General features: G+C 68.1%; 10 protein-coding genes. 8 read left to right on the forward strand and 2 right to left on the reverse strand.

Annotated features, from left to right (window positions below; genetic code table 11):
• Window positions 1–423: DUF2630 family protein (locus tag WA805_RS31965; RefSeq protein ID WP_425241250.1), on the forward strand; the 423-nt coding region annotated here is incomplete at its 5' end.
• A 75-nt stretch (window positions 424–498) separates the two neighbouring features.
• Window positions 499–1,293 (forward strand): fumarylacetoacetate hydrolase family protein, encoded by a 795-nt coding sequence (locus tag WA805_RS31970; protein WP_422279920.1) that lies wholly within the window; start codon window positions 499–501, stop codon window positions 1,291–1,293.
• On the opposite strand, the gene WA805_RS31975 is transcribed toward WA805_RS31970, so the two are convergent.
• Both WA805_RS31975 and WA805_RS31980 read right to left on the reverse strand, forming a co-directional pair.
• Complete coding sequence (locus WA805_RS31975; RefSeq protein ID WP_422338808.1) at window positions 1,290–2,249, reverse strand: acetylxylan esterase; 960 nt, start codon at window positions 2,247–2,249, stop codon at window positions 1,290–1,292. The two genes, WA805_RS31970 and WA805_RS31975, sit on opposite strands and share 4 nt — an antisense overlap.
• Window positions 2,250–2,255: 6 nt before the next feature.
• The gene (locus tag WA805_RS31980; protein ID WP_425244211.1) at window positions 2,256–4,187 is read right to left on the reverse strand and encodes a cellulase family glycosylhydrolase; all 1,932 of its coding nucleotides are present in this window, start codon (window positions 4,185–4,187) and stop codon (window positions 2,256–2,258) included.
• 154 nt (window positions 4,188–4,341) lie between these two features.
• Between WA805_RS31980 and WA805_RS31985 the strand changes: the two genes are divergently transcribed.
• The 6 genes from WA805_RS31985 to WA805_RS32010 all read left to right on the forward strand — a co-directional run.
• Entirely contained in the window at window positions 4,342–5,385 is a 1,044-nt protein-coding gene (locus WA805_RS31985) for a LacI family DNA-binding transcriptional regulator (RefSeq protein ID WP_422272581.1), read from the forward strand.
• 205 nt (window positions 5,386–5,590) lie between these two features.
• Window positions 5,591–7,357, forward strand: a complete 1,767-nt coding sequence (locus WA805_RS31990) for an ABC transporter substrate-binding protein (RefSeq protein WP_422272583.1) — start codon at window positions 5,591–5,593, stop codon at window positions 7,355–7,357.
• 119 nt (window positions 7,358–7,476) lie between these two features.
• Window positions 7,477–8,469, forward strand: coding sequence for an ABC transporter permease (locus WA805_RS31995; protein ID WP_422272585.1), 993 nt, complete (start codon window positions 7,477–7,479; stop codon window positions 8,467–8,469).
• Window positions 8,466–9,494 (forward strand): ABC transporter permease, encoded by a 1,029-nt coding sequence (locus tag WA805_RS32000; protein ID WP_422272587.1) that lies wholly within the window; start codon window positions 8,466–8,468, stop codon window positions 9,492–9,494. Before WA805_RS31995 ends, WA805_RS32000 begins: the two co-directional genes overlap by 4 nt.
• Window positions 9,491–10,462: an ABC transporter ATP-binding protein gene (locus WA805_RS32005; protein ID WP_422272589.1), complete on the forward strand. Its 972-nt coding sequence runs from the start codon at window positions 9,491–9,493 to the stop codon at window positions 10,460–10,462. Before WA805_RS32000 ends, WA805_RS32005 begins: the two co-directional genes overlap by 4 nt.
• Window positions 10,459–11,304: ABC transporter ATP-binding protein (locus WA805_RS32010; protein ID WP_425244212.1), on the forward strand; the 846-nt coding region annotated here is incomplete at its 3' end. The genes WA805_RS32005 and WA805_RS32010, both read left to right, overlap by 4 nt.

Below are 11,304 nucleotides of genomic sequence, written 5' to 3' on the forward strand. Positions count from 1 at the left end.
GGCTTGCACCTGGCGCTCGGCATCCCGGTGCTGCTCGCGCTGTGGATCGCGGTCGCCGCCTCCGTGCTGGCGCCCCGGACGGGCGGGCGGGACGGAGGGGGCGGAGGCACGGGCCCGTTCCGGATAAAAGGAAGGGGTGCATCCGTGCACCGGCACCGGCGGGCTTACGGTATGCACATGGACGACAAGGAGATCTTGGCGAGGATCAGCGGCCTGATGGAGACCGAGCGGGAACTTCGCGCCGAACTCGCCGACGGGCGGCTCAGTTCGGAACAGGAACGGGAGCGCCTTCGTTCCGCTGAAGAGGCGCTCGACCAGTGCTGGGACCTGCTGCGGCAGCGGCGGGCGCGCCGTGAGTTCGGGGAGGACCCGGACGCCGCCGAGTCGCGCCCGGCGGCCGAGGTGGAAGGCTACCAGCAGTAAGGCGCAAGCACTGGCGGCCAGCGCGCCAGCGCCCGAGCAGCTAGGCTCGGGTGGCCAGTTGACCGAAGGAGGCTCGTGCGTATCGCGAGGTTCGCCATGGGCGACGGCGTCGCCTATGGCGTCGTTGAGGGTGAGTCGGGCCAACCACAGACAATCTCGGAACTACACGGTCATCCGTTCGGCATTGACCCGTCGGGCGTGCGGCTGACGGGGCAGCGCTATCCGCTCGCGGAGGTGCGGCTGCTAGCGCCGGTGCTGCCGAGCAAGGTGGTCGCCATCGGCAGGAACTACGCCGACCACATCAGGGAGATGGGGGCCGCCCAGCTGCCGCAGGAGCCGGTGCTGTTCCTCAAGCCGTCCACGTCGGTGACCGGGCCCGGCGACAGGATCGCCTACCCGGTCAAGCTCACCGACCGGGTCGATTACGAGGGCGAGCTGGCCGTGATCATCGGCCGGCTCTGCCGGGACGTGCCGAAGGAGCGCGCCGAGGACGTGATCTTCGGCTACACCTGCGCGAACGACGTGACGGCGCGGGACCTGCAGCTGCGGGACGGGCAGTGGACGCGGGCCAAGGGGTTCGACACGTTCTGCCCGCTCGGACCGTGGATGGAGACCGGGACGGACCCCTCCGACCTGGGCATCACGACCACGGTGAACGGCGAGGTGCGGCAGCACGCGCGCACCAGGGAACTGCTGTGGGACGTGCCGTCGCTGATCGAGTACGTCAGCGCGGTGATGACCCTGCTGCCAGGCGACGTGCTGCTCACCGGCACCCCGGAGGGCGTCGGGCCGCTGGCCGACGGCGACGAGGTATCGGTCACGATCGAGTCCATCGGGACGCTGACCAACAAGGTAGTCATCCGCGACTAGGCGGGCAGCGCGGCTCTCAGGTGGCGCAGCTGGCGCTCGGCGTGCGCGTGCGGCACGCTGTGCCCGCTGAACGGGTACACGGCGATGTCCTTGTCCGCCGTGATCTCGTTGTAGGCGGCGAACACCGTGGACGGCGGGCAGATGATGTCCATCAGGCCGACGCTGAGCAGCGACGTCGCCGTGATCCTGCGGGCAAGCAGGGCGCAGTCGATGTACCGCAGGGTGTTCAGCGCGGTGTCGATGAGCGCGACGTTCTCGGCGAGGAACTCGGGGATCTCCGTGTACGGGGCGTGCGGCGCCAGCGTGATCGCCCGCTGGATGTCGCACAGGAACGGGACGTCTGCGTGGCACACCGCCACCGTGTCGCCGTGCAGCGCGGCGGCCGCGAGCGCGAGGCCGCCGCCCTGGCTCGCCCCGCTGACCGCCACCACGGCGTCGCGGCCGGCTAGCTCCAGCGCCACGTCCACGGCGCGCGCCGCGTCGGTGAACATCCGGGTGTAGTAGTACTCCTCGGGCGTCGTGATCCCGCGGGTCATCACCTGCGCGTTCTCCGGCCCTGTCGACTGATCGGGGGTCGCGCCGAACGTCCAGCGCCCGCCCTGGCCGCGGCTGTCCATGACAAGCACCCCGTAGCCGAGCGCGGGCAGCAGCATGTGCTCGGCCGGCGCGCCGCGGCCGCCGCCGTACCCGATGAACTTGACCACGATGCTGGCGGGCTCGGCGGCCGGCCTGATGTACCACGCCCGCACGGGATCCCCGCCCGCGCCGGAGAACTCCACGTCGAGCACCCGGAACGGCTGGTAGACGTCCGGCTCGTACGGCGTGAACGTGGCCGGCTGGGCCTGCGCCCTCGCCAGCTCGAGCCGCCCGGCCCACCAGGCGTCGAGCCCGGCCGGCTCGCTCGTTTCTGTGCGGTACTCGCGAAGCCGCTCCAGCGGCATGTCATACCAGGGCATATGACTCTAGCTCCGGATGACTTCAAGGACGATTATCCCGAACGGGCTCATGGTGACTGTTTCTACCACCTCCGCCTCGTCAAGCGTGGCCAGCCGTTCGCCTTCGCCGAGCCGCGGCTTGACCGTCAGTTGCTCATCGTCGTGGCTGACCAGGACCGCGAACCGCGAGCCGTCGTCGCGGACCAGCATGTCGCAGGCGACCCGCGGGTCATCGACCGTCACCGGGCGGCGCACGCCAGCGTGCGTGGCGAGCGCGCCGTAGAGGGTGACCGTGGCGTCGGGGTTGACTCGGGGGGTGACCGCCGCCATGTACTCCACCGGGTAGGTGCACAAGATGAGCGACCCACGGCCGACCTGGCGGCGCAGCAGCGCCGGGCGGCCGTGCTGATCGGTCGCGATGACCTCGGCGGTGGCCGCGGCGACCGGCAGGTACGACCGGCTGTGCTCGCTGCCGCCGACCCGGAAGGAGAGCGTGGTTCCACGCGTCAGGCCGCCGAAGTCACGGGTGAGCGTGAGCTCGACGATGTCGTCGGTAATCGGGTCGGCGACGCCCACGTCGAGCTGGTGCCGCACGCCGAACAGGTCGTTCATCCGTCCGAAGGACGGGCCGCGGTGCCAGGCCACGTCACCGGCCGAGTAGGACACGTAGACGCACGCGCCCTTGTCCGCGAGGTCTTGCAGGGTGTCGGCGGTGGGCGCGAGGATCTGCTTCACCGACGGGGCGAGGTAAAGCCGGGCGCCGGGTTCTATGCCGTCGCTTTCCCTGGTCAGCCTGGGCGGCAGGTCGGCGAGCCGGGCGGCCAGGTAGCCCTGGTGCAGCGCCTTCGATATCGCGACGTGTGCCTCGGGGGAGACGAACGGGTACATCGTGTCCAGGTAGCCGGACACGATGAGCGCGGTGTCGGTATCGGCCCGCTCGCATCGAGTGTGGCCGACTTTCGTCAGAGTCGCGCCGAACTCGCGCATTTCCCTGAGCGTCGCCTTCGGCGTGCCGTGGGCGTCGGTAAGCCCGAAGTTCTGCTCGAAGGCGTGGTGCCGGTACGGGTCCTGGCCGGGGAGCGCGAAGTCGGTGTTGTTCCACGCGATCCAGCCGGTCGCCCCGGCGAGCAGCGTGTTGTACAGCACGTGCCGGTAGTACGCGGCGGCGTGGGAGTCGGATGCGAAGTCGGAGCTCACCCCGAACTCTTCCATGATCACCGGCTTGCCGAAGGTGCCGGCCAGCTCACAGGCCAGCGCGGCGGCGTACTTTTGCCTGATGGGGTCGTCGCCGACCGGGTAGACGTGCGGGCCGAGGAAGTCGGTGAGCCCGGCGATGTCGGCGAGCCGGAACCCGTTGTCGGTGCCGGTAACCTCGATGCCCCAGGCGCCGTCGCCGAGCGAGAACGGCTGCCGGCCGCCGCCCGCGCGCACCGCGTCCCTGATGAGCTGCGCCCAGGTGGCCACGATCTCGTGGCCGGTTGTGCTTCCGCCGTAGATGGGCATCTCGTTGGAGACCAGCCAGCCCGCGACAGCGGAGTGGTCGTTGTAGCGCTGGACCATCTCACGGGCGAACCAGGCCTGGCGGCCGACCATCCAGACATCGGCGTACAGGTCGCGGCCGTTCCGCCAGGCCGGATCCCAGTTCTCCCCAGACATGTGGCCGACGATGAAGGTGGGGATCGTGGTCATGCCGAGCTCGGCGTGCCGGTCGAGGAAGTCTTTGAAGCGGGCGGTCATCTTGTCGTCGATCTCCCGCGGGCCCGGCATGAAGTCGGGCCAGTAGAAGAACGACCGGGTCATGGTCAGGCCGTGCTCCTTGAGGACGCTGAGTTCTCCGGCGACGACCGCGGGGTCGTAGCTGCGCCACATGAGCGGGCCGCCGGTCCGCGACCAGAAGTTCGCGCCGAGCCAGTTGACCGGCTCGCCGCCCGATATGACTCGCGCCGTGTTCCTGCGCATGAGACGCCGACTCCTCTCGCGGGCAGCCACTTCAGCCGGCTGCGACCGAAGTACTATACCGGTTTAGCATGCATAGATCTATGCTGGGACGTGACCTGGGACGCGTCCCAGGTTTACGCTAAACAGTTGGTTCGCGTGGCGCGAAGGGAACCGGATGAAGCGTCCGACGATTGCCGACATCGCACAGCGGGCCGGCGTGACCAAGGCAGCCGTCTCGTTCGCGCTGAACGGCCAGCCGGGCGTGTCCAAGGCGACCAGGGAGCGCATCCTGGCGATCGCCAAGGAGATCGGGTTCCAGCCGAACAGCGCGGCCCGTGCCCTGACCGCCGGCCGGGCCGAGGCGTTCGGCCTGATCATCGACCGGCCGGCCCGAACGCTGGGCAGCGAGGTCTTCTTCATGCAGCTGATCTCCGGGATCCAGGACGAGCTCGCCAGGCAGCACGTGACGCTGCTTTTCACCATGGTGGAGGACCAGGACGAGGAGATCGAGCTCTACCGCCGTTGGTGGGCGCAGCGGCGGGTGGACGGCGTGTTCGTGGTGGACCTCCAGGTGAACGACCGCCGGATCGCCGTGCTCGAGGGTCTGCACATGCCGGCCGTGGTAATCGGCACGCCGCGCGGTTCCGGGGCGCTGCCCGCCGTCTGGCAGGACGACCGGTCCGCCGTGGAAACCGTGGTCACCTACCTGGCCAAGCTGGGTCATCACCGGATCGCGCGGGTCGGCGGCTTCGCCAGGTACTGGCACTCCAGGCTCCGCAGCGAGGAGTTCACCTCGGCCGCCGCGGCGGCCGGGCTCACGGCCGTCTCGGTGGAGGCCGACTACAGCGCCGAGCACGGCGCGCGGACGACGCGCAGCCTGCTCGGCTCGGCGGAGCCGCCCACCGCGATTGTCTACGACAACGACGTGATGGCCGCCGCCGGGCTCGGCGCGGCGCAGCGAATGGGGCGGAACGTGCCGGCCGACGTGTCGATCGTGTCCTGGGACGACTCGGCGCTCTGCGAGCTGATCCACCCGGCGATCACCGCGCTGCGCAGGAACATCCCGGCCGCGGGCAGCCAGGCGGCCCGGATGCTCCAGGAGATGGCGGCCGGCGGTTACCCGGAGAACTTCCGGGAGGCCCAGCCCGCCCTGGTTGTCCGCGATAGCTCCGGCCAGGCAGGCGCCCCGGCGATCGCCACCCCTCGCCTCTCCGCCTGACCCTGCGCTGACGGCCCCGTTCACGGGTCTGATATCTAATCGCGACATGAGCGATACGCAGACGACACTTTACTTGGCTCTCCTTTGGGTTGACACTTAACCGGTATAGCTCTCTGTCAACTGCGACCCCGACGGCTCCTACACCCGGGGTCATCAGAGGGACTCGCTAATGAGGAGGTAGGAGCAGGTGAGACCTACAAGGAACATGACAAGCAGGCGATGGCGGACCAGGTACGGTACCGTCGCTATCGCCGTACTCGCGCTGGCCACGGCCAGCGCGTGCACCGGCTCGTCGCCCAGCAGCAGCTCCGCGTCGTCATCCTCGTCGTCGGCGGCGGCGTCGTCCGGCGGCGCGGCGACCAGCTTCCCGCGGAACGAGACGCTCTACACCAGCGGCACGGCGTACGCGCCGCCATCCAACTGGAACCCGCTCGACACGGGCAACTACGCGACGGGCACACAGGGGCTCATCTACGAGCCGCTGTTCCTGTACGACCCGCAGAAGGGCACGTACGACCCTTGGCTGGCGACGGGCGACATCAACGCCGGCTGGAAGGGCAACACCTACGTCATCGACGTCCGCCCGGGCGTGAAATGGAGCGACGGCCAGGCGCTAACCGGCGCGGACGTCGCCTACTCGATCAACCTCGCCAGGACGAACGCTACCGACCCGTACTCGGCCAACGTGTCGACGGTCGCGACCGCGGTCGCCAGCGGCAACACGGTTACGGTGACCTTCAAGGGCACGCCGGGTTACACCGAGTTCACGGACTACCTGTGGAAGGCCCCGGTCCTGCCGCAGCACGTCTGGTCCAAGTTCCCCGCGAGCCAGATCGCGACCGACGCGAACGCGCACCCGGTCGGCACCGGCCCGATGACCCTGGACACTTCCAACGCCCAGGAGGTCGCGTACCAGACCAAGCCGGGCTGGTGGGCCACCAGCGCGCTCGGCCTGAGCTTCAAGTTCAAGTACCTGGTGGACGTCGTCAACGGCAGCAACGACCAGGAGCTCGGCCAGCTGACCGCCGGCCAGATCGACTGGAGCAACAACTTCCTGCCCGGCATCAACCAGCTGATGGGCGCCGTGGGCGGCAACTCCGGCTACACCCTCAAGACCTACTACCCGACGACGCCGTACATGCTGTCGGCGAACACGGTGTGGCTCGAGCCGAACGACTCCGTCGCGCCGATGAGCAACGTCAACTTCCGCAAGGCGCTGGCCTACGCGCTCAACCCGTCGGCGATCGCGCAGACCGTGTACGGCGGCATCGCCAAGGCGGCCAACCCGACCGGCCTGCTGCCCAACCTGAGCAGCTACGTCAACCAGGGCGCGGTCTCGAGCGGCGCGCCGACTTACAACCCGGCCAAAGCCAAGCAGTTCCTGGCGCAGTCCGGCTACAAGGGCCAGGCCATCACCCTGCAGGTGCCCCAGGGCTGGTCGGACTGGATGGACGCCACCACCGTCATCAAGTCCGAGCTCGACGCGATCGGCATCAACCTGCAGCTCATCTACCCGCAGGCCAACGCCCGCACCTCCAACGTGACCAACGGCAACTTCGACCTGCAGCTGGACAACAACGCCGGCCTCGACTCCACGCCGTGGAGCTACTACCAGCGCGTGTACCAGCTCCCGATCGCCAAGCAGCAGACCTCGCAGCTGAACTGGGAGCGGTACAGCTCGCCGGCGGACTGGTCGCTGGTGCAGCAGGCCGCCACGGTCCCGCTCACCGACACGTCAAAGCTGGACTCCCTCTACACCCAGCTGCAGACCGACTTCTTCCAGCAGGAGCCGGTGATCCCGCTCTGGTACAACGGTGCCTGGTTCCAGGGGAACACCCAGTTCTGGCAGGACTACCCGTCGAGCGCGGGCACCGACCAGAACATGCCCGTCATGTGGAACGGCTACATCGGCGCGATGACCACGGTCTACGCGCTGGCCAGCCTCAAGCCGGCGCCGAAGACCTCGAGCTGACGCTCGCGGCACGTCACTCGATTAGTCACTAGCAGCCCCGTCAACGACCCGCTTCCCGGCCCGCGCGAGCGGCCGGGAAGCGGGTCGCAGGGCCGTCGATTCACCTCGGGAGCTTGCCCGTGCGGCGCTATCTCAGCAGGAAACTGATCACCTACGTGCTGGCGTTCTTCGTCGGCGTGAGCATCGACTGGGGCATCCCGCACCTGATGCCGGGAGACCCCATCCAGGGCCTGCTGGCGAAGTTCGACCTGGATTCCGCGTCGTACGCGGCGCTCTACAAGTCGTTCGCCCAGTCGTTCGGCCTCAACGTGCCGCTGTGGCAGCAGTACGCGGACTTCTGGAAGGGCGTGCTGACCGGGAACATGGGGATCAGCATCTCGGATGCCCCGGCCTCGGTCACGTCGCTCGTCTTCGGGGCGCTGCCGTACACGCTGGCGCTCCTCGTCCCCGCCATCGTGCTCTCCTACATCATCGGGAACCGGCTGGGCGCGGCGGCCGCGCGGCGCAAGGTTCTCGATAACACGGTGCTCCCGCTCGGCTATATCTTCCAGGCCATCCCGTATCCGTGGCTGGCGCTGGTGGTGCCGTACCTGCTCGGCGTGGTCTGGCACGTGTTCCCGACCTCCGGCGCCTACTCCGAGACGCTGCTGCCGTCGTGGTCCTGGACGTTCATCGCGTCCCTGCTCGACCACTGGTTCCTGCCGTTCCTCACCGTGTTCCTCGTGAGCCTCGGCGGCTGGGCCATCGGCATGCGCAACCTGGTCATCTACGAGCTCGAGAACGACAGCTCGCGGTACCTGCGCGCCCTCGGCGCCAACGAGCGCGTGGTCCGCAGGTACGCCTACCGGAACGCGTCGCTCCCGCAGCTGTCCGGTCTCGCGCTGGCGCTCGGCGTCGTCATCGGCGGCAACATCGTCGCCGAGATCGCGTTCGACTACCCCGGCCTCGGGCACCTGATCTACGGCGCGATCACCAGCCAGGACTATTTCCTCCTGCAGGGCATCTTCATCTTCATCGTCATCGGCGTCCTGATCGCGAACTTCGTCATCGACCTGGTGTACATCAGCGTCGATCCGCGGACCCGGCTGAGCATGCAGGGAGAGGCGGCGTGAGCGAGTCAGTGGGCCAGGCCCCGCACACACCGGAAACACCCGCGGAGAGCCATGACATACCGGTGGACCTCATCACGGGGGAGCTGACAGAATCCGTCGCCGCGGCGAGCTCCACGGTCACGGCATCCCAGCAGCTCGTCGCCCCGATCGCGGGAGTGCCCGCCGGACTCGGCGCCGCGCGCAGGCGCGGCGACTTCCTCTACTACGGGCTGCGGAACAAGAAACTGGTCTTCGGCATCGGCCTTGAGCTGCTGATCGTGCTCTTCGCGATCATCGGGCCGATGATCGCCAAGTTCCCGGCTGGCGCCCTCACCGGCGCGCAGCTTCGGCACCCGAACGGGACGTACTGGCTCGGCACGGACTCGCTCGGCCGCGACATCTTCTCGGAACTCGCCAGCGGTACGCGGGAAAGCTACCTCGTGGGCGCGCTCGGCGCCGTGTCCGCGTCTATCGTCGGCATGGCGCTCGGGTTCGCCGCCGGCTGGCGCGGCGGCTTCCTCGACGAGGTCCTGCAGATGGTCACGAACATCATCGTGATGATCCCGGCGTTGGTGCTGCTCGTCGTGATCGGCGCCTACCTCAACTCGCGCAGCGTGCTGTTCGAGGGCATCTTCATCGGGCTGACCACGTGGCCATGGGTGGCGCGGGCGGTCCGGGCGCAAACGTTCTCGCTGCGGTCGCGCGAGTTCGTCGAGATAGCCAAGCTGTCAGGCAAACGGCCGCTGGAGATCATCGTCAGGGAAATCGCGCCGAACATGGCCTCGTACCTGTTCCTGGTCATCGTCTTGCTGTTCGGCAGCTCGATGCTGCTGGCGGCGAGCTACGACTTCCTCGGGCTCGGGCCGACCGGCGTCGTGTCACTCGGCTCGATGATGAACCAGGCGCAGACTGAGGCTGCCTTGCTGTACCGCGAGTGGTGGTGGTTCATCCCGCCAGGGGTGGTGCTGACCGCGATGGTCGCGGCGCTGCTTGTGGCCAACGTAGGCCTGGACGAGGTCTTCAACCCGAAGCTGAGGGACCAGTGAGCGTCAGCGTAGAGAACCTCTCGGTGGCCTACCGGAGCCGCCTCGGCGACGTGACGGCCGTCGACAACGTCAGCTTCACGCTCACTGACGGGGAGATCATGGGCCTGGCGGGGGAGTCGGGCAGCGGCAAGTCGACGCTCGGGAACGCCCTCATCTACCTGGACGCCAGGATGAAGCAGACCGGCGGCAAGGTCACCCTGGACGGCAAAGAACTCCCGATCGCGGACAGTAAGGTCATGCGGCCGAAGCGGATGACCGAGGTGTCGCTCGTCCCGCAGTACGCGATGAGCGCGCTCCCTCCCACCAGGAGGATCGGCAAGCTCACCGGCGACTTGCTCAAGTCGCACGGGGTGCGCAACCGCGACGAGGTCCTGGCCGAGATGAAGCGGCGGATCGAGCTGATCGGGCTGAAGGAGGACGTGCTCAGCAAGTACCCCTTCGAGCTGTCCGGCGGCATGCGGCAGCGGGTGACGATCATCATGTCCACGCTGCTCGACCCCTCGCTGCTCATCGCCGACGAGGTCACCTCGGCGCTCGATGTCTCCACCCAGCGCGCTGTCGGGGAGATGCTGCTGGAGTTCCGCGACCGCAAGTTCGTAAAGTCCATCATCGCGATCACCCACGACCTGGCGATCCTGGCACAGATCGCCGACACCATCACGATCATGTACGCGGGCCGGCTGGCGGAGAAGGCCAGCACCAGCACGATCGTGGACAGCCCGCTCCACCCGTACACCCAGGCGCTCATCGCGTCGCTGCCCGAGGTCGGCGTGCGGCACGACCAGACCACGCTGACCGGCATCCCCGGTCGGCCGCCGTCGCTGGTCAACCCGCCCACCGGGTGCCGCTTCCGGGACAGGTGCCCGTTCGCGTTCGCCAAGTGCGCGGAGACTCCGCCGTTCGAAGAGGTCAAGCCCGGCCACTACGTCGCGTGCTGGAAGGTGAGCCAGGAGGAGCAGGGGAAATGAGCACGCTGAAGGTGGACCAGGTCTCCAAGCTCTACCGTTCGACCAGCCGGGACGGCGCGCTCACCCCGGCGCTGCGCAAGGTGACCTTCGACCTCAAGCAGGGCGAGGTCATCTCGCTGATCGGCGAGAGCGGCAGCGGCAAGACCACGATCGGCAAGGTCATCCTGCGGCTGGTGCAGCCGACCAGCGGCACGGTGACCTTCGACGGCAAGGACATCGCCACGTACTCCCCGCGCGGGCTGCGCGAGTACTACCGGCACGTGCAGGGGGTCTTCCAGGACCCGTTCAGCTCCTACAACCCCATCTACCGGGCGGACCGGGTCTATGAGCTGATACGGGATGTGTACTTCAAGGGCGTCTCGGACAAAGACTGGAACGCAAAGATCGAGGCGGCGCTCGACGCGGTCTCGCTCAACCCGGGGGACGTGCTCGGCAAGTACCCGCACCAGCTCTCCGGCGGCCAGCTGCAGCGGCTGCTGATCGCGCGCGCCCTCCTGCTCGACGTCAAGGTGCTCGTCGCGGACGAGATCATCAGCATGCTCGACGCCTCCACCCGCGTCGACGTGCTCAACCTGCTCGTCAAGCTGAAGCGTTCTGGCCTGGCGATCTTGTTCATCACCCACGACCTGTCGCTCGGCAACTACGTGAGCGACCGGACGATCATCCTGCGGCACGGGGCGATCGTGGAGACCGGGGCGACCGAGAAGGTCTTCGACAACCCGCAGCACGACTACACCCGGATGCTCTTGTCCTCGGTGCCCGAACTGCACAAGAAGTGGCAGCACACCCCGCTCGGCCCGGTCGCGGTCTCCGGTAACGGACACGTCGCCAGCCTCTCGGTG

It is taken from the genome of Trebonia sp., from assembly GCF_049794275.1.
Taxonomy (GTDB): domain Bacteria; phylum Actinomycetota; class Actinomycetes; order Streptosporangiales; family Streptosporangiaceae; genus Trebonia.